16 protein-coding genes and 3 pseudogenes are annotated in these 17,187 nt (G+C 69.8%); 11 read left to right on the top strand and 8 right to left on the bottom strand.

What is annotated here, in order from left to right; translation table 11 throughout:
- Positions 1 to 244 precede the first annotated feature (244 nt).
- On the bottom strand, positions 245 to 1,285 hold the full coding sequence (locus ACFVWD_RS43795; RefSeq protein ID WP_389603568.1) for an epoxide hydrolase family protein: 1,041 nt from the start codon (positions 1,283 to 1,285) through the stop codon (positions 245 to 247).
- 37 nt (positions 1,286 to 1,322) lie between these two features.
- Here ACFVWD_RS43795 and ACFVWD_RS43790 point away from each other — a divergent pair, with 37 nt between their 5' ends.
- Positions 1,323 to 1,883, top strand: coding sequence for a TetR/AcrR family transcriptional regulator (locus ACFVWD_RS43790; protein ID WP_389603566.1), 561 nt, complete (start codon positions 1,323 to 1,325; stop codon positions 1,881 to 1,883).
- A gap of 45 nt (positions 1,884 to 1,928) precedes the next feature.
- On the opposite strand, the pseudogene ACFVWD_RS43785 reads toward ACFVWD_RS43790, so the two are convergent.
- Together ACFVWD_RS43785 and ACFVWD_RS43780 are read right to left on the bottom strand one after the other, a co-directional pair.
- Positions 1,929 to 3,003 (bottom strand): annotated as a pseudogene (locus ACFVWD_RS43785) (transposase); the annotation flags it as partial.
- Between the two features lie 264 nt (positions 3,004 to 3,267).
- Complete coding sequence (locus tag ACFVWD_RS43780; protein WP_389603564.1) at positions 3,268 to 3,768, bottom strand: SMI1/KNR4 family protein; 501 nt, start codon at positions 3,766 to 3,768, stop codon at positions 3,268 to 3,270.
- 411 nt (positions 3,769 to 4,179) lie between these two features.
- On the opposite strand from ACFVWD_RS43780, the gene ACFVWD_RS43775 reads away from it, so the two are divergent.
- The 4 genes and pseudogenes from ACFVWD_RS43775 (at position 4,180) to ACFVWD_RS43760 (ending at position 6,993) form a co-directional block, all read left to right on the top strand.
- On the top strand, positions 4,180 to 5,229 hold the full coding sequence (locus tag ACFVWD_RS43775; RefSeq protein ID WP_389603562.1) for an NADP-dependent oxidoreductase: 1,050 nt from the start codon (positions 4,180 to 4,182) through the stop codon (positions 5,227 to 5,229).
- A gap of 48 nt (positions 5,230 to 5,277) precedes the next feature.
- Positions 5,278 to 5,421 (top strand): annotated as a pseudogene (locus ACFVWD_RS43770) (MerR family DNA-binding transcriptional regulator); the annotation flags it as partial.
- A gap of 425 nt (positions 5,422 to 5,846) precedes the next feature.
- Positions 5,847 to 6,405: pseudogene (locus ACFVWD_RS43765) on the top strand (IS5/IS1182 family transposase); the annotation flags it as partial.
- Positions 6,406 to 6,537: 132 nt separating this feature from the next.
- Positions 6,538 to 6,993, top strand: a complete 456-nt coding sequence (locus ACFVWD_RS43760; protein WP_389603561.1) for a hypothetical protein — start codon at positions 6,538 to 6,540, stop codon at positions 6,991 to 6,993.
- 524 nt (positions 6,994 to 7,517) lie between these two features.
- On the opposite strand, the gene ACFVWD_RS43755 is transcribed toward ACFVWD_RS43760, so the two are convergent.
- The gene (locus tag ACFVWD_RS43755) at positions 7,518 to 8,315 is read right to left on the bottom strand and encodes an SAM-dependent methyltransferase (RefSeq protein WP_389603560.1); all 798 of its coding nucleotides are present in this window, start codon (positions 8,313 to 8,315) and stop codon (positions 7,518 to 7,520) included.
- A gap of 253 nt (positions 8,316 to 8,568) precedes the next feature.
- On the opposite strand from ACFVWD_RS43755, the gene ACFVWD_RS43750 reads away from it, so the two are divergent.
- The 5 genes from ACFVWD_RS43750 to ACFVWD_RS43730 all read left to right on the top strand — a co-directional run bounded on the left by ACFVWD_RS43750 (position 8,569) and on the right by ACFVWD_RS43730 (position 12,101).
- On the top strand, positions 8,569 to 9,243 hold the full coding sequence (locus ACFVWD_RS43750) for a hypothetical protein (protein ID WP_389603559.1): 675 nt from the start codon (positions 8,569 to 8,571) through the stop codon (positions 9,241 to 9,243).
- A 120-nt stretch (positions 9,244 to 9,363) separates the two neighbouring features.
- Entirely contained in the window at positions 9,364 to 10,011 is a 648-nt protein-coding gene (locus ACFVWD_RS43745) for a hypothetical protein (protein WP_389603558.1), read from the top strand.
- 85 nt (positions 10,012 to 10,096) lie between these two features.
- Positions 10,097 to 10,528 carry a hypothetical protein gene (locus ACFVWD_RS43740; RefSeq protein WP_389603557.1) on the top strand — a complete coding sequence of 144 codons (432 nt, stop codon included), beginning with the start codon at positions 10,097 to 10,099 and terminating at the stop codon, positions 10,526 to 10,528.
- 234 nt (positions 10,529 to 10,762) lie between these two features.
- Complete coding sequence (locus ACFVWD_RS43735; protein WP_389603588.1) at positions 10,763 to 11,350, top strand: RNA polymerase sigma factor; 588 nt, start codon at positions 10,763 to 10,765, stop codon at positions 11,348 to 11,350.
- Positions 11,340 to 12,101, top strand: coding sequence for a hypothetical protein (locus ACFVWD_RS43730; protein ID WP_389603556.1), 762 nt, complete (start codon positions 11,340 to 11,342; stop codon positions 12,099 to 12,101). The genes ACFVWD_RS43735 and ACFVWD_RS43730 overlap by 11 nt, the downstream gene beginning before the upstream one ends.
- Here ACFVWD_RS43730 and ACFVWD_RS43725 read toward each other — a convergent pair.
- The 4 genes from ACFVWD_RS43725 to ACFVWD_RS43710 all read right to left on the bottom strand — a co-directional run bounded on the left by ACFVWD_RS43725 (position 12,079) and on the right by ACFVWD_RS43710 (position 16,318).
- Positions 12,079 to 13,026 carry a serine/threonine-protein kinase gene (locus ACFVWD_RS43725; protein ID WP_389603554.1) on the bottom strand — a complete coding sequence of 316 codons (948 nt, stop codon included), beginning with the start codon at positions 13,024 to 13,026 and terminating at the stop codon, positions 12,079 to 12,081. The two genes, ACFVWD_RS43730 and ACFVWD_RS43725, sit on opposite strands and share 23 nt — an antisense overlap.
- Complete coding sequence (locus ACFVWD_RS43720; protein WP_389603553.1) at positions 13,023 to 14,885, bottom strand: ABC transporter ATP-binding protein; 1,863 nt, start codon at positions 14,883 to 14,885, stop codon at positions 13,023 to 13,025. Before ACFVWD_RS43720 ends, ACFVWD_RS43725 begins: the two co-directional genes overlap by 4 nt.
- Before the next feature lie 122 nt (positions 14,886 to 15,007).
- On the bottom strand, positions 15,008 to 15,184 hold the full coding sequence (locus tag ACFVWD_RS43715; protein WP_389603552.1) for a hypothetical protein: 177 nt from the start codon (positions 15,182 to 15,184) through the stop codon (positions 15,008 to 15,010).
- Positions 15,185 to 15,214: 30 nt separating this feature from the next.
- Positions 15,215 to 16,318 carry a helix-turn-helix transcriptional regulator gene (locus ACFVWD_RS43710; RefSeq protein ID WP_389603550.1) on the bottom strand — a complete coding sequence of 368 codons (1,104 nt, stop codon included), beginning with the start codon at positions 16,316 to 16,318 and terminating at the stop codon, positions 15,215 to 15,217.
- A 130-nt stretch (positions 16,319 to 16,448) separates the two neighbouring features.
- Between ACFVWD_RS43710 and ACFVWD_RS43705 the strand changes: the two genes are divergently transcribed.
- Positions 16,449 to 17,051 (top strand): DinB family protein, encoded by a 603-nt coding sequence (locus ACFVWD_RS43705; protein ID WP_389603586.1) that lies wholly within the window; start codon positions 16,449 to 16,451, stop codon positions 17,049 to 17,051.
- Positions 17,052 to 17,187: the final 136 nt, after the last annotated feature.

The raw sequence follows: 17,187 nt of genomic DNA, 5'->3' as shown, positions 1-17,187 counted from the left end.
AAGCGGAGAGGAACGGGCCCCGCGGTGTCTTCCGACGCCGCCGCTGACCGGACCAGCCCGCGACACGCCGTCTGCGGTCGTACCCCGACCATGAGCCCGACCACGCTGCCCACCACCCCGACCACGGCAGGTCGGCGTCAGGCCAGGACGCGGGGTCCTGGGCAAGCCCCCCCACAGAGATGCAACGCCATGGGCCGTTCCGGGCGCACGGCGTTGCGGTGGTGGAGCATCCGCAAGCTCCGTTTCAGCCTCCCAGCTTGACCGTACGGCGTACGTCGTCGGCGTAGGCCTCGGGCTGTTCCCAGGCTGCGAAGTGGCCGCCCGCAGGGTGTTCCACATAATCGCAAATGTTCAGGAACGCCTCGGCGTAGCTTCGCGGCTCCGGCTTGATGTCGCGCGGGAACACGGAGAGCACGGTCGGCGTGTTGATCCGGTCAGGGAGGGCGGCCGGTTCGACATAGGTGGTGAAAGAGGTGCCGATCGTGCCGGTGACCCAGTAGGCGGTGACCCAGGTGAGAAGCTCGTCCGGAGTGAAGGCCGACTCGTCGGACCAGGACTCCAGTTTCTCGATGATCCACGCCGCGAGGCCGGCGGGTGAGTCGCCGAGCGCGACGGCGAGCGTGTTCGGCCGCGTCGACTGCTCCGCGATGTACCCGCCCTCGGTCCGGAACCACTGTGCCGACCGGCGGAGGTAGGCCGCCGCGTCGGGCGCGAGCTTCGCCGGGTCTGCCGTGAGCGCACGCTGTGGGGCGGTGTTCGTGAGGTGCAGGGCGGCAACCCGGTCCGGGTGTTCGGCTGCGAGGATCTCCGCGACGGTGCCACCCACGTCGCCGCCGGACACCGTGTACCGCGAGTGACCGAGCTCCTCGAGAGCGTCCGCGACGATCCCAGCGATCCGGTTGACCGACATACCAGGATCGGTGAGCGGGGCCGCGAACGGGAAGCCCGGCAGCGCGGGAACCACCACGTGCATGTCCGCGAGCAAAGGCAGGACGCGCTCGAACCGCAACACCGAGTCCGGCCAGCCATGCAGCAGCACGACAACCGGCGCGCCGGGATCCGCGGACCGCTGGTGGATCACCCGCAGGTCGGTGTCGCCTGCCTGCACCGTCACCCAGGGGAACGCGCCGATGCGGCGCTCGTGCACGCCCCAGTCATACCCGTTCGCCCAGCGTTCGAGCAGTTCGTCGAGGTGGGTGCCGCTGATGCCGCGCGTCCCGTCGTCACTCCACGGGGTCGTGACACGCCGCGTCCGCTGGAGTCGTTCCCGTATCTCGTCGTTCATGTGTATCAGCGTACACATGATGTGTATGCTGATACACATGACTTTGCGCAATGCGGCCGCCACCAGGCAGCGGATCCTGGAGCACGCGCGACGCCAGTTCGCCCAGCACGGGTACGCGGCGATCACGGTCAAAGGCGTGGCCGACGCGGCCGGGGTGTCGCCCAACCTCATCACGCGCTATTTCGGCGGCAAGGACGGCCTTTTCCTGGCGGCGACCCGGGTGGAGATCCCGGTCTCCAATTCCTTCGACGGCGACCGTTCCGCGCTGGGTTCGCGCCTAGCGGCGAGCATCGTCCAGCGCTGGTTCGGTGCGCCCGGGGAGGATCCGCTGCTCGTGCTGCAACGGGCGTCCGGCGAACGCCCGGAGGCGGCGGAGGCGCTGGCCGCCTTCCTCGACACGAACTCGCTGGAGCCGCTGCACCGCTACCTGCGCGACAGCGGCCTGGACGACGCGGACGCCCGCAGCCGAGCCGCAGCGATCGACGCCTTTGTGCTCGGCGTCTCGACCCGCCTCCGGGTCCTGCGTTCCGAACTCGGTGACCCCGCTGATCTCCAGGCCTGGCTGAGCGCCACGATCCAACGCCTCGCCGACGGGTGATGCACGACAGCAACAAGTACTGAACGTTTGAGGTGTGGGGGGGCAGGCTGCTCGGGTGGTGGGTTGGCCCCAGCGTCCTTGTCGTTCACTGCGGATGCGGATGCAGGCGCGCTCGCGGCGTTGGGCGGCCAGGACGTCGGGACGACGGGCGTTGGCGTTGCGCCAGCGCAGGCAGGCGTGCAGATTTCGGGCCGGGACGGTGTGGTTCGGGTGATTCGAGCCGGCGATCACGAACGTGCGTAACGGCCCGAACTGGGCCTCGATCGGGTTGGCCCAAGACGCGTAGGTCGGGGTGAAGCACAGTTCGACCTTGTTCCGGGCCGCCCACGTTCGGATCTTGACGCCCTTGTGGGCGGACAGGTTGTCCAGGATGACGTAGATCGGTGCCCCGTCCGGCAGCGCTCGGCGGATGGATTTGAGTGCGGCGTGGGTGTTCGCGGTGCCTTTGCGCCGGCGGACGACGCCCCGGAGCTGGTCGTCGCCCACGCTCTAGCAGCCGTGGAACTGCCGGACGCCGTGCAGCTTGTGATCGTTCGTCGGCAGCGGGTCGGGATGCCCGGCGGGCGCCCACCCGACGCCGGCCTGCGGGCGGATCGCGAGGACGCCGAACGCCGCCGCTCTGTTGGGAGACCTCGACGCCAGGGCCTCCTGAGGCGTCCGTTCGGAGCCCACGCGACCACCACCATGAGCATCGGGCCCGCACCGCTCTCCCGCGAGGGCTCGCAGCCACGAAGACGTAAGGCGTCGTGCGCCGGATGCTCACGAGTACGGTCGCGCGCCGCTCTCAGCGGAGGCCTCGTCGGCCAGGGTCCAGAAAGGCGTCGCGGCCCCGCACTCGAACAGTCCGGCGCGGGCGGTCACCACTGCTGGAGCTGTCGACAAGGAATCAGGGTCCGGGCTGGCCATGCCCATCTCGTTGAACCGGTGGATAACCTGCGGATCGTATCCCCGTCCGCCTGCACGAGGCGGGCGATGGCCGACACCTTGTTGCCGCCGGCGGACGCGAGCACGACCATGGCCCGCCGTAACCGGATCGGCGAGCCGGTGCCCCGGCGGGTGATTCTCAGCAGTTGCTGACCTGCCCGGTACTGAGCCGCCGCACACGTACAAGAACTGCCACCGCCCCAGCCTGAACGCCACGACGCCGCCCAGCCGACAGGCTGGACGGCGTGTCAACCAACACCGTGAACGTTCTTGGTCAGGGCACTAGCCTGGCCCCTTCCAGCGACGAGCTTCCGGCGCATGCGGCATTCCGTGGAGCCCGACCTGCGAATTCACGGAACTTCGGGCAGAGCCGTTTTCAAGGATCCCCAGCATCGGCGAACCCATCGCCTTTCCCGTCACTCCGGGCATGGAAGTGACGGGCAGCTGACCCAGGAGTTGGCTACCAGCGCAACGTAATGCTGCCGTCGGCGTTGGTCTCCTCGCGCGCCCTCTCGACGTGATGCTTCCAGGCCGGTATCTCTGCTTCGGCAGTCGCGCGAAGCCAGTCGGTGAAGGAGGCGTAGCTGCGGACGGGAACGTCTTCGTGGTCGCCTTCGGAGTATGACCAGACCTCGGGATCAGGTCCGGTGCCTCGCATGAACTCGAACTGACAGCCCTGGTGCATGAAGAAGACGCGGTCGGTGGGTTCGAAGCGGAAGGGCGATTCGTTCTCCTCGAGCAGCTCGCGGGCAGCTGTCCCCAGGCCAAGGACGTCGGGATGGTAGACGTCCTCCCCCTGCATGAAGCGCCCGGCGCCACCGCCGATCAGGCAAAGGAAGTCTCGGTAGGCATCTGCCATCGGAGCTTGTTGATCACGCTCGACAGTCAGGACGGCCTCGGCCGGCAGGCCCTGAAGCTGATCGGGGCGGGCTGTGGTGCCGTCGGTGATCGCGTCGACCACAGCCCGGACCCGCTGTTTCGGCGTCAGCAGACCAGGTTCATCCCATGCCGCCGGCCACCGCTCCGTCGGCAATGGCATTGCTGGGCCCTCGTCCTGGCGTCGCTTCCACCACATCTGGCACCCCCACCCTCTCCGTGATCGAGAGCCTATGTGTGCTCCGATCCGGCCCCGATTCCGAGGGCCTCACTGGCACGGTCGCCGCCTATGGCGCGATCGTTTTGACGCCTTGGAGGCCGCGCGGGCAGGAGGCGTCGCCGGGCGGGAAGTAACACAGGGCCGGGCTCCGAGGTCATCGAGTCGTGTGCAACTCCGTGCGGGCCAAAAGCCGTTCGGCCTTCACGTACGTCTCGAGGCCGTTACCGGCCGGACGGCTTGACCTTGACGCATGGGTCAATCCGTAGCGTCGTCGGCATGGACACATCTTCGAAGAGCACAGCGTTCTCCAGCCGCTCCGGTATCTCCCGTACCGGGCTGGAAGCCCGGCTGTTCGCACGGCCTGAGGGCCTGCCCGCTCCCGGGGACTTCGAGATCACCGAGGTCGCTGTTCCCAGTCCCGCATCGGGAGAGGTGCTGGTCCGCAATCTGTTCATGTCGCTCGATCCCGGCATGCTCATGCTGATCGCGGGCGAGTCCGGCCTGCCGATGCCCCGCTATGAGGTCGGCGAGGTGATGTACGGCGATGCCATCGGTGAAGTGGTCGCCTCTGTGGATTCATCACTTGGCGCGGGCGACCTGGTGATGCACCGGCTCGGCTGGCGCGAGTACGCCGTGGCGCAGGCCGGGCTGTTCCGCCGCGTCGACCGGGACGCCTACCCGTCACCCTCCACCTACCTGGGCTTCGGACTGGTCGCCTACGTCGGGCTCATGGACGCGGCGGAACTACGGCCCGGCGACACCGTCTTCGTCTCCAGCGCGGCGGGGGCGACCGGGAGCATGGCCGGTCAGATCGCCCGGCTCAAGGGAGCGGCCCGGGTGATCGGCAGCGCCGGTTCGCGGGACAAGGCCGCCCATCTGACCGGGAGACTCGGGTTCGATGCGGCCTTCGACTATCACGACGGACCGATCGTCGACCGGCTGCGCGAGGCCGCACCCGAAGGCATCGACGTCTACTTCGACAACGTGGGTGGCGAACAGCTGCGCGCCGCGATCGAGATCATGAACCCGCATGGCCGCATCGCCGTGTGCGGAGCCCTCAGCCGGCAGAGCGAAGCCAGTCCCGGCGGCGGTCCCGGCGACCTGCTCAGTGTCCTCGGCAAGCGGCTCACCATCCGCGGCTTCTCCGTGGGCGATCACCTTGAGCGTGCTCCGGAGTTCGGCGCGCAATTCCGTACGTGGCTGCGAGAGGGCGCGATCGTCCATGACGAGACGGTGATCGATGGGCTGGCCAATGCACCGCAGGCCCTCCTCGATCTCGTGAACGGCGCGTACACCGGGAAGACGGTGGTCCGGCTCGGGAGTTGACCTTGACGTACGGGTGAAGCTTTATGGTCGGACTCGGAGGTGGCTGCAATGCTGATCGGTGAACTGGCCGCGGAGGCCGGGACCACGACCCGTGCCCTGCGTTACTACGAGGAGCAGGGCCTGTTGGAGTCCGACCGTACGACGGCGGGTTATCGCCTGTATGAGCCCGGTGCGGTACGCAGGGTCCGCAACATCCGTGAGCTTCTGTCCTGTGGGCTCACCGTGGAGGATGTGAAGTCCCTCCTGGCCTACCTCGACGCCGATCTACCCAAGGTGCTCTCCTACTCGCCGCTGTGGGCCGGCCGGGACGGGGGGCGGGCCCCGCCGGCCCACCCGCCCCCCACTCCCCCCCTCGGCGCCCGCCCCCGCGCGGCGGTCCCCCCCGGGCTGGGGCCCGCGCCCACAGCGGGTGGCTCAGCTGGAGGAGCGAATCGCGATCCTCACCGAGCTGCGCGACAGCCTCGTCCACCGCATGCCATGGCTGGCGGCACCCGCCGGCACCTCGGACGAGCCGGCCGCTTGATGGTGAAGTGCCGTGTCCTTTTCGGCCGGACGAGCAATCCGTCCAACGTGCCGCGCAAGACGGCCCGGATCTGCTGCCTGCACGAGGATCGTCCGTGCGTGTCATCCCGGCTTGGCTTGTCGAGCCGTTGCGGGTTCAGTTTTCCGCACTGTTTCCTGAGCGGCCGAGGTTTGCCCCCTGGCCACCCGTTCGGTGTTCACCGCCGCCGTCTCAACGACCGGATCGTCGGCCTGGTATGGGAAGGTATCTCCATCGATGGCTGCATCGCCAAAGCCCCCGGCGGAGAAATGGTTTCCGGGCGCTCTCCGGTCGATCTTGGTAAGCGGGGGGACACGCTCCCTCATGGTCGACGGTACGGCATCCCGCTCGGCCGGGTGCCGGCTGGTGCCAACCGCCACGACTCGCCACTGCCGGCGCCGACTCCGGACAAGCTCGACGACCTCGGCCCACTCCCAGATGTGCTCACCGTCAACCCGGATGCCGGATACGACTCGCAGAACACTCGTGACGAACTGACCAGCCGAAACCTGGCTGGTCGCATCGCGCACAAGGGCGACCAGGCTCCTGTCCAAGCCAGTCGGCGTTGGCACATCGCACGCACCCACGCCCGGCACAACGCCTTCAACCGGCTCCAACGCTGCTACGAACGAAGAGAAATTTGAGAGACGTATGGTCAGGAGCGTCAATGCAGCAGGTCAACCGCATGAGCCGCGCCATGATGAGAACTGGCAGCACACCGGGGGTCTTGCTCCGGCGTGTCGGCGCCGGTGGACATAATCTGGGCTGTGGACCTGAGACCGGAGTTGCTGCCCCCGCCTGTGAGCCGGCAACGGCTGGATGAGTTGAGCTGCGAGATCGATCGGATCGCTGACCTGCTGACCGTCCGTCCGGAGGCCGCTGACAAGGCAATTCGCGCCTTCAACGCGATGACCGGCCACGACTACGTGGCCTTCGACTTTGCCCACTATCACGGAAGCAGCAACGTGGAGGAGTTCGCCAAGGAGGCGGCCAGGCCCACTTGCCGCCGGGTAGCAGACATCACTCGGGACGAACTCGTCGAGATCGTCCGCAGGGTCCTCGTTGCCTCCCCGGAGACCGACTACTACCTGCGCCTGCTCGAAGCCAATGTGCTGCATCCCGGGGTCAGTGGTTTGATCATTCATCCCCCGGAAGACCAGCAAGATGCATCTGCGGAGGAGATCGTCGACGAAGCCCTGCGATACCGGCCGATCGCGCTCTGAGCCGCGAGGATGAGCCTACTCGTCCCGGGCCATCCGCGAGCACCTGCGACGACGCGGCATCCACACCGTGATCCCGCAGCCCTCTGGCCAGATCGACAACCGCAAGCGCGCTTCGCCTGCTGCGTACCGTGGCCGCGCGCGGTCACATGGCAGGCGTTGAAGGCGGCCGACATACTGTCGCTTCCCATCGACGGCGCCTCACCGAGAATCCCCCCGGCGTCCAGCAGTGTGGGCACGGCCGCCATTCAGATCGCCGGTCGGATCGGGGCCATACCGATCGCCGTGACCCGCACCGAGGACACCGGCCTCACGGACACCGCCAGCCACCATGGTTTCGGCGATCCGATACTCACGCGCATGGCTGAGCTGGAGACGCGCAGCCGATATCACTCGGAATGCCCAGTTGCCGGAACCGGGGATCCCGCCTCACCCGCCGTAACCAACCGCGCGGAAGGAAGGCCCCTCATCCGTGATTCTGTTCGTGCCGGCGCCGGCCGCCTCATGGGGCGGCCGGAGAGGCCGGTTCAGCCGATCTTGCGAGCCACGCCCCCGTAGAAGCCGATCTCGCCGGACCGTGCCGGCGGCGGGGTGTCCGGGCGCCAGAACGGGACCTGGGCCAGGCCGGGCTCGACCAGTTCGAAGCCGTCGAAGAACCGCTCTACCTCGGCTCGGGTCCGCAGGTTCAGCGTGGCGGTGGCGTTGTTGTAGACGGCCTGGGCCTCGCTGCGGTCGGCGAAGTCGCCCGTGGCGTGCGAGAGCACGAGGAAGCTGCCGGCCGGCAGCGCGTCGCGAAGGGCGGCGACGGCCTGATCGGGCTTCTCCGCCTCGGTGATGAAGTGGAGGATGGCGACGAGGAGCAGGGCGACCGGCTCGTCGAAGTCGATGACTCGGCGGACGTCGGGGTGGTCGATGATGGCCCGGGGATCGCGCAGGTCGGCGAGCACGATACTGGTCGCGCCGGAGCGGCTGAGCAGAGCGTCGCCGTGTGCCTTCACGATCGGATCGTTGTCGACGTACGCGACGCGCACGTCCGGGGCCACCTCGTGGGCGGTCTCGTGCACGTTCGGGGCGGTGGGCAGCCCGGTGCCGACGTCGAGGATCTGATGGACGCCGCTGCCGACGACGTAACGGACGGCGCGTTGCAGGAAGGCGCGGTTGGCCTGCACGCCGATCCGCACCTCGGGTGCCGCGGAGGCGAGTTGGTCGCCGGCCCGTTGGTCGACCTCGTAGTTGTCCTTGCCGCCCAGCAGGTAGTCGTAGATCCGCGCAGGATGCGGCCTGCTGGTGTCCATCTCCTCGGTGCGGAAGCCGTCCTGACTCACGCTGCGCTCCTCTCGACGACTGCCCCGGCCACCTTGCCCGCGAGCGGCTGACGACAGCCTCGCATATCAACTGCCCTGCCCATGACCGTAGTTACTGGCGCGAGCGATGTGGTCACGGTCGGTGCGCGCAGAAGGCAGCCTCGATCGACAGGGGCATTCGGTGCCGGGCCGGTGCCCGCTCAGGTGGAGGACCGCTGTACAAAAGTGGGTGAAGCGGGGCGGCGGTGGACCGGGGCTCGCGGTCCACCCGGGAGTGCGACCACGTGGAACCACCCCTGGGTCTTATGTCAACGGACGCGAGACGTTCCTCGCCGCCATCCGCTGGGAGGACGACTGGCCGGTGTTCAACGAGGAGCACCACGAGGTGCCGGAGTCCGACAGCGGTTTCCAGGAGGACTTCACCGCACCCGCCCTGCACCCGCGCTGGATCTCTCCCGGCATCCACCCCGCGCGGTTCGCCGTTCCCGCAACGGGCGGCGGCGGTGTGGCACCCACGGCGGCCCACCGGGCGTCCGATGCCCGCCATCTGCTGGGGGTGCGCGCCAGGGACGAGGCGTGGGAGGCGAGCGCGGTCATGGCGGTGAGCGACGCACGTCTCGTGCTACGCCTCGGCGACGCGCTCAGGGCGGGCGTCGAGGCGCGCGGAGCCTCACTCGTCGCACACGTCGTCGTCGGCGGACTCGACCACGCGCTCGCGGACGCCCCGCGACCCGAACACGGGGAGGTGACACTGTGCGTCCGCGCCGTCGAGGCGCACCAGGGTTCCCCGTACGGGGGGCCCGACCTGATCGAACTCGGCCACCTGGACGACAACGGATTCCGACGGCCGGCCCAGTTCGACGGGCGGTACTTCTCGGCCGAGGTCGCCGGAGACGCCGTTTCCTGCCGGAGGCACCGTTGGGCCCGGCACATCAACCCGGGGCCCTGAGCCCCTGATCCGGCGCACCACCCGTACCGATCAACACGGACCAGCCACAATGCCCGTACGCATCAAATGCCCGTACGCATCAAGGGAGAGTTCGTGTCAGTGAAGGGAGCGACATCCCCCATGCTGGTCCGTTCGTCCTCGTTCACGGTCGACCTCGGCGAGAACGGCTACCTGATCGGCTTCACCGACGACTACGAGTACGCCCGGGAGATGCCCTTCGGCTGGCGCTGCGGTCCGGCCACCGACGCCGGCGCCGTCGTCCTCACCACCACCGACACCGGCCCCCTCCAGCTGACCGTCCAGATCCACAACGTCCCGCCGGCACCCGAATCCGGCGCCGAGTGGGAGCCCGCGGAAGAGATCAGCCTGCGGGCCGACCTCCCCACCCTCTGGCTCGCGACGCTCGAACAGGGCGACATCCTCGACGCATGGCCGGACGAGGAACCTCCCCTCCACCTCCCACCCTCGCCCGACGGCACCGACTGGGTGCGGATGCGTCTGTACTGCCATGCCGACGACCCCGAACCCGGCATCGGCGACCACGGGGAGCGCCACCTGGTCCAACTCTGGCGCGCACCCCACACGCCCCCCGTCCACCCCGAAATCAGCGAGGCAGACCGCCAGGCTCGCGTCGACTACGCCGCGGACATGGCCATCCCCGGCATGGCAGAGTCATGCCATGCCTCTATCGATATCCGGCCGACCCGGCAGCCCAACGATGACGGGTCTGGCCCTTGTCGCCGTCCTGAGTCTCGGCGGCTGCGGTGAGCAGCGCGCCACGGACTCGACGGCCGGAGCTCCTACGGGCACATCTCGGAGCGCCGCTTCCGGCGCATCGGGAGCCTCCCCGTACGTGGAGCCGGGGGCAGGCGACGGCGCTCCCCACTACAACGAGAACAACGGCTACCGCCGCCCGGGAGCCATGTCGCCCGCCGGCGCGATGGACGCGGGAAGGGAAGCCGATCGCATCAGGCCGGTCCTGAAGCGGCTGTGGGAGCGGAAGAAGTGGGACCCCGTGACGGTGCGCGCGGCACTGCTCCACCTCGGCTACGAGGAAGAGCGGACCGGGTCGAACGGGAAGCCGCTCGGCGGGACACTGATTGTCCGGGCCATGAACTCGCGCTTCACGGACGGTCGCGAGGTCACGCCCGAGGGAGCGTTGGTCGGCCTCCGTGTCCACGACGACGCCTGCGTCACGGCGTTTGTGCAGAAGTCCAACTACGAGGTGACGACCAACGGCCCGTACCCGGAGACCGGGTGCTTCGAGCCGCCCTACGGCCACTGAGCGTCCCGCCAGGCCACCGAAGGCTCGCCCAAGCCTCACCCCCGACACCGCTGACACCCCCGGCACCCCCGACACCCCCGGCACCACGTCCCCCGCCACCCCCACCATGAGCCCGCTGCCCGCTGCCCGCTGCCCGCTGCCCGCGCCGCGCAGGCGGAAGCGCGGGAGAATCGGAGGGTGAGGTTCCGTGACAGCCGGGCAATCCCCTGGCGGGGGCGGACCGTATGTATGGGTATGTCGAGATTCCGGTTCCCGGTGGGCCGTCTCCCGGACGAGGCTCTGCTGTCCGGGCTGGCCACCGGCGACCCGGAGCTGGCCGTCACCTTCGTACGGAGGTTCCAGCACACGGTCTTCGGTGTCGCCGTCGCCGTCACCGGGGACACACAACTCGCCGAGGACATCGCCCAGCAGACCTTCGAACGTGCCTGGCGGCATGCCCAGATCTACGACTCGCGACGCGGCTCGGTGAAGACCTGGCTGACGACCATCGCGCACAACCTCGCCATCGACGCCGTCCGCGCGCGACGGCCGGAGCCGGTGGCGCCCGAGGATCTCGACGTGGTCCTGGGAGTCGTCAGCGACACCCCCGAACAGCACGTCCTGGCCGACGAGGCGTCCTCCCGGCTGCGGGCGGCGGTGGCGGAACTGCCCCGCGAACAGGGCCGCGCGCTGGTGATGGCGAGCATCTACGGCATGACGGCCCAGGAGGTTGCCGACTGGGAGAACATCCCGCTGGGCACCGCGAAGACGCGCATCAGGACCGCGATGGCCAAGCTGCGCACCACGCTCGCGTCCCCGAAGCGAGGCGACCATGTCCAATGACATGACCTGCGAGAAGCTGCGGGAGATCGGCGCCGAACTCGCTCTCGGCATACTGCCGGGACGCGAGCGGGCCGCAGCGGTCGCCCACCTCGACCGATGCGCGGACTGCCGCGAGTACGTCGGACAGCTGACCCTCGTCGGCGACGGGCTGATCGGACTGCTGCCGGGCTGCGAGCCGCCCGTCGGCTTCGAGACCCGGGTGGCACAGGCGCTGACCCACGGGACGCCGGCCCAGGACGGCCGGGCGCGCGCCCGCGCTTCGGGCGCACGGCGCAGGGCCTTCGGTGGTCGGCTTCGGCTCCGGCTCGCCTCCGTGGTGGCCGCGCTCGTCCTCGCCGTCGGCTTCGGCGGCTGGGCGGTCGGAACGGTGATCGAGAACGTGGTGGCCGGCGCCTCCCGGTCCACCGGCGACGAGACCGACATGCTGCACGGCGATCTGACCTCGGCCGCGGCCCCCAAGCAGTCGGCGGGTGAGGTGTACGCCCACACCGGCTCTCCGGGCTGGATCTACATGACCGTCGACCTCACCGGCACGCGGACGCACACCCCGTACAGCGGCATGGTCTCCTGTCTGCTGGAGCGGCGCGACGGCGGCACGGTCCGGACGGGCAGCTTCACCCTGCACGAGGGCCGCGGGTTCTGGGGCGGCCCGACCCCCGTCGACCCCGCGGCCGTGTCCGGCGCCCGGTTGACGGCGCCCGACGGCACCGTGCTCGCCACCGCCGACCTCACGACGGGCGGGGAAACGTAGCGACGTCCCCGGCTCTCGGGTTCTCGGGCGAGGACGTAAGGGGGCCGTACGCCGGGACGATCGCGCCGAGCGATGCGGCCAGTTCGGTGACCGTCGGCCGGACCGACGCGTCCATGCCCAGGCAGCCGTCGATGGCCGCCGCGAGCGCGCGGGGCAGTCGGCGGCGCGAGCCGATCGACGGTGCGCTCGTCTCCAGCTGCGGACACCCGTGGTGATCGCCGTCGTCCGTGCCCTCCGCGGTCCCGCGGAGGGCGAATGGCACGTCGCCGCTCGCCACCTCGTACAACGTGATGCCGATGCCCCACACGTCGGCGGCGGCTGTCAGCGGGCCGCCGCGCGCCTGCTCCGGCGCGCGGTAGTGGAATGTACCCAACCCGGCCGGGGCGCGCCCGGGCGGCCGCGCCACGCTGAGGTCGAGCACCTTCGCATGGCCGCAGTCCACCACCACGTTGGACGGTTTGAGGTCCAGGTGCAGCAGGCCACGGCCATGCAGGTAGTGGACCGCGGAGCACAACTGCATGCCGAGGAGGGCCACGTCGGCGGCCGCCGGTCGCCGTCGCAGGCGGTGGACGAGATGGGACAGCGTCTCCCCGGTCAGCGTCTCCAGGACGACCAGTGGCTCCGGCCACTCCAGGGTCTCGTAAGCGCGGACCAGGTGCGGGTGGCTGAAGGCGCACAGCCACCGGCCCTCCCGCAGCAGCCGGGCCCGCGGCCGGGCCTCGTCGCGGCGGTCCGGACGTACGACCTTGACGACACACCGGCAGGCCCGCTCCTCGCTCCACGCGTCGTACAGGTCCAGCCAGCCCGTGCGCATGAGGTGCCGGAGGATCTCGTAGCCCGGTGCGGGACGGGTGCCCGGGGCCAGGGGCGGGGGAGCGGGTTCCCCCGCCGTGGGCGCCCGCGCCTGAGTGCGCGTCCCGGTCACGACGCCACCGCCCCCGGCAGCGGGCCGCCCGCCCGGACGGGGCCGGGCACGGCGTGCAACCGGTGGAGACCGGCGTAGGCACCGCCGCGCGCGAGCAGGTCGTCGTGGGTCCCGGTCTCCAGGACCCGCCCGTGGTCCAGTACGACGATCCGCGTGGCGTCGCGGACGGTGAGCAGGTTGTGCGAGATGACGACGGTGGTCCGCCCGGCCATCAGTCGGCGCAGCGGGTCCATGACACGCATGCCCGACCGGGCGTCGAGGCCGGTGGTCGGTTCGTCCAGCAGCAGCACGGGTGCGTCCCTGATCATCGCGCGGGCGATCGCGAGGCGCTGGCGCTGACCGCCGGACAGCGTCCGGCCGCGCTGGCCGACCATCGTGTCGTAGCCGTCGGGCAGCAGCCGGATGAAGTCGTGGGCGTCGGCGGCGCGGGCGGCCGCGACGATCTCCGCATCCGTCGCGCCGGGCCGGCCGTAGGCGATGTTCTCCCGCACCGTGCCGTGGAAGACCAGCGTCTCCTGGAGGACCACCGCGAGGCTCTCCCGCACGTCGGACAGGGCCAGGTCCCGCAGGTCGCTCCCGTCGAGCCGGACCGCGCCCCGGTCGGGGTCGTAGAACCGCAACAGCAGCTTGGCGGCGGTGGACTTGCCCGCGCCGCTCGCGCCGACCAGCGCCAGGCTCTCGCCGGGGGAGACGTGGAACGACACCTCGGACAGCGCCGAGCCCGGCGTACCGGGGTAGCGGAAGGACACGCCGTCGAACTCGACCTCGCCCCGGGCCCGGCCGATCCGGTGGGCGTCGGCGGACTCGACGACCTGGGGGCGCTGGTCCAGCAACTCGATGATCCGTTCCGCGGAGGCCGAAGCGGTGTAGAAGGTGCTGCCGAGGCGGGACAGGTCGCGGATCGGGCTGTAGAGCTTGCCGATCAGGGCCAGGAAGACCAGCAGTCCGCCCAGTGTGAGCTGGCCCTGCGCCAGCTTCCAGGTGCCGAGGCCCATGACGGCGAGGCCACCGGACACCTCGATGAGCTCGACCACCGGCCGGTAGACGGCACGGATGCGCGCCGTGGTCATCGAGGCCTGGAACTTGCCGACGTTCTCGCGCTCGAAGCGGCGCTCCTCCCAGCCCTGCCGGTTGTACGCCTGAACCAGGGCCACGTTCCCCAGCGACTCCTCGGCGACGGCGCTCAGCGAGCCACTGCGCCGCCTGCGCTCCCGGGACGCCTCCCTGGCCAGCCGGGAGAAGTGCCGGGCGGCGCGCCAGAACAGCGGCACGATGACAAGTGAGAGGAGGGTCAGGTCCCAGCGCAGGTAGAACAGCAGCCCGAGGAAGACGCCCAGCCGGATCACGTTGTAGAGAACGTCCGCGACACCGGAGAGCAGGAACGTCTCGACGGCGTCGACGTCACCCGTGACGCGCGACAGTACGTCCCCGAGCCGCCGCCGCTCGAAGAACCCGAGCGAGAGCTGCTGGACGTGCCGGAACACGTCGGCGCGCAAGGTCAGCAGAAAGCGTTCGCCGACCCACGTGGCCGTCATGTCGTCGGCGAACCCCAGAACGCCGGAGGCGACGACCAGCCCCAGGTAGACCGGTGCGATCCAGAGGAAGGGTCGCAGGTCCCGCGGGACGAGCACGTCGTCCACCACGATCTTGAAGAGCCACAGTTCGGTCGCGTCGACCAGGGGACCGGTGAGACTGAACAGCACGAGCGGCACGAGCCAGCGCCGTCGGCCGCGGGTGTAGGGCCAAAAGCGCCGGAAGACCTCGCGCGGCGGCACCGGCGGTGCGGCCGTCACCAGCGGCGCGGACTCCTCGCCCACCGACAGCAGCCGCTCCAGAACATGGCTCGGGACACGCTTCATCGCATGCGTCCGTCATCCGTCTGTCATCCGTCTGTCGTCCGTCATCCGTTCGTCGACCATCGCTCGGACGACGGAGCGGACCGGCTCCGGTCGGTCCTCCGGAGGCCGGTCCGCTCCGGCTTTCACTCGTCGTGACCGGACCGGTGGTCCTCGAAGTCGGAGTGACGGCCGTGCCTGTTCATCGAGTGGTCGTCGTGATCCGAGTGGTCGTTCCTCCCGTGGTCGTGGCCGTGGCCGTGGTCGTGGTCATGACCGTGGTCACCGTGTCTGGCAGGAAAGAGATCACTGAAGATGGCCATGGCATTCCTCCCATTGGGATGTGCCTTGTATCAGATACGGTCCCGGACGTTGTTTGGATGGCTTTTTGACGTAAATAGTTGGTTTTGCCCTATTGGGCTTCCTGCTTGGGCTTCCTGCGTCGGCGCGTCAGTTGCGGCGTTGGCGTAGCGGCGGGCCAAGTGCGCGAAGGCGTCCCTGAGTTCGGTCGGCCCGACGACCTCGATGTCGGCGTCGAACCTGCCGAGGGTGGCCGCCAGACCGGGCCACGACCAAGAGCCCAGGACGAGGCGGCAGCGGTCCGGGCCGAGTTCCTCGACGATCCCCTCACGGGTGTGGCGCAGGACGACGGCGGCGGGGAGGTCGAGGATCACCTCGCCTCGGCAGGGCCAGCCGCCGGAGCCGTCTGCGCCGCCGGAGCCGTCCGCGCCCTGGAACCTGCTGGTCACGAAGGCGGCCACGTTCCCACCGGGCAGTTCGCGCGGGGTGAAACGGGGGCCCGTGGGGGTGCGCGGGCTGATCCTGTCGGCACGGAAGGTGCGCCAGTCGTCGCGGTCGAGGTCCCAGGCGACGAGGTACCAGCGCCCGCCCCACGTGACGAGGTGGTGGGGCTGCACCCGGCGCGGCGGAGCGTCGGCGGGGTCGCCGCCGCCGGTTCCCGCCGGGGATGCGGGGGTGTAGTCGAAGCGCAGCACTTCGCGGGCGTGCACGGCGTCGCCGAGCGTCATGAGCACGCTGCTGTCGACCTGTGGGTTCGGCCGGGCCAGCGGCCGCTCGACGGCGGTGACCCGGAGGGTTTCGATGCGGCGGCGCAGCCGTGCGGGCATGACCTGTCGGACGGTGTTCAGCGCGCGCGCCGCGGCCTCCTCGATCCCGGCACCGGTGGTGGTGGCGATCTGGAGCGCGACGGCGAGGGCGACGGCCTGGTCGTCGTCGAACAGCAACGGGGGCAGTTGTGTGCCTGCGTCGAGCCGGTACCCCCCGTCGGGTCCTTTGGTGGTCACGATGGGGTAGCCGAGCTCGCGCAGGCGGTCGACGTCGCGGCGCACGGTGCGCGGGCTGACGTCCAACCGGCCGGCCAGCAGCGCCCCGGGCCAGTCCCGGCGTGCCTGGAGCAGCGAGAGCAACGACAGCAGCCGCACTGAGGTCTTCTGCATGGCTCCCATGTTGCCCCGAGAAGCGGACACATCCTGACCGCTTCTCCTGCGACTGTTCTTCCGTGCCGGACAGCAGCAACGAACAGCCGGACAACAGCAACCAACAGAAGGACCGATCACCGTGACCGCCATGAACACGCCCTCCACGTCCTCTACGCCCGCCACACCCTCTACGTCCTCCACACTCGACGACGAGCGGGCCGACCTGCTCGCCCAGCTCGCGACCGCGCGAGCCGCCCTGACCAACACGACGCGCGGGCTCAGCGACGAACAGGCCGGCGAGCACCCGACGGTCAGCGCGCTGTGCCTGGGAGGGTTGATCAAGCACGTCGCGTCCATCGAGGAGGGATGGATGCGCTTCGCGGTCGACGGCCCGTCGGCGATGCGCTACGACCTGCCCGACGGTGTCACCTGGGCCGACCTGACGGCCGGTACCGCACGCGAGTTCCCGCAGTGGGTGATCGACCACCAGAACGACTTCCGGATGCTGCCCGGCGAGACGCTGGCCGGGATCGTCGAGCGCTACGAGCAGGTCGCCGCCCGGAGCGAGAAGGTCATCGCCTCCCTGCCCGACCTGTCCACGACACACCCGCTGCCGGAGGCGCCCTGGAACGAGCCTGGAGCGGTGCGCAGCGTGCGCCGGGTGCTGATGCACGTCATCGCCGAGACCGCCCAGCACGCCGGACACGCGGACATCCTGCGCGAGACGCTCGACGGGCAGACGTCGACCTGACCGGTGACGGACCTCGACCGGGCGGCGGCTGCCTGCCTGCCGCCGCCCGGTCCCGACCGCGGGACCCGCACGGAATCGATCAAGACCTGCACGGAACCGAAGGGAACGTCGTCACCGTGAAGATGCGCGAACCGGG

The sequence above is a fragment of the Streptomyces sp. NPDC058086 genome (genome assembly GCF_042885015.1).
Classification (GTDB): Bacteria; Actinomycetota; Actinomycetes; order Streptomycetales; family Streptomycetaceae; genus Streptomyces.
Note: the sequence above shows the minus strand (reverse complement) of the source record. Positions and strands in the feature narration are given on the sequence as shown.

Coding starts and splice junctions, on each gene's coding strand:
- ACFVWD_RS43795 (WP_389603568.1), bottom strand. CDS start 1,285: ATGAACGACGAGATACGGGAACGACTCCAGCGGACGCGGCGTGTCACG.
- ACFVWD_RS43790 (WP_389603566.1), top strand. CDS start 1,323: ATGACTTTGCGCAATGCGGCCGCCACCAGGCAGCGGATCCTGGAGCAC.
- ACFVWD_RS43775 (WP_389603562.1), top strand. CDS start 4,180: ATGGACACATCTTCGAAGAGCACAGCGTTCTCCAGCCGCTCCGGTATC.
- ACFVWD_RS43745 (WP_389603558.1), top strand. CDS start 9,364: ATGCTGGTCCGTTCGTCCTCGTTCACGGTCGACCTCGGCGAGAACGGC.
- ACFVWD_RS43735 (WP_389603588.1), top strand. CDS start 10,763: ATGTCGAGATTCCGGTTCCCGGTGGGCCGTCTCCCGGACGAGGCTCTG.
- ACFVWD_RS43730 (WP_389603556.1), top strand. CDS start 11,340: ATGTCCAATGACATGACCTGCGAGAAGCTGCGGGAGATCGGCGCCGAA.
- ACFVWD_RS43720 (WP_389603553.1), bottom strand. CDS start 14,885: ATGAAGCGTGTCCCGAGCCATGTTCTGGAGCGGCTGCTGTCGGTGGGC.
- ACFVWD_RS43715 (WP_389603552.1), bottom strand. CDS start 15,184: ATGGCCATCTTCAGTGATCTCTTTCCTGCCAGACACGGTGACCACGGT.
- ACFVWD_RS43710 (WP_389603550.1), bottom strand. CDS start 16,318: ATGCAGAAGACCTCAGTGCGGCTGCTGTCGTTGCTCTCGCTGCTCCAG.
- ACFVWD_RS43705 (WP_389603586.1), top strand. CDS start 16,449: ATGAACACGCCCTCCACGTCCTCTACGCCCGCCACACCCTCTACGTCC.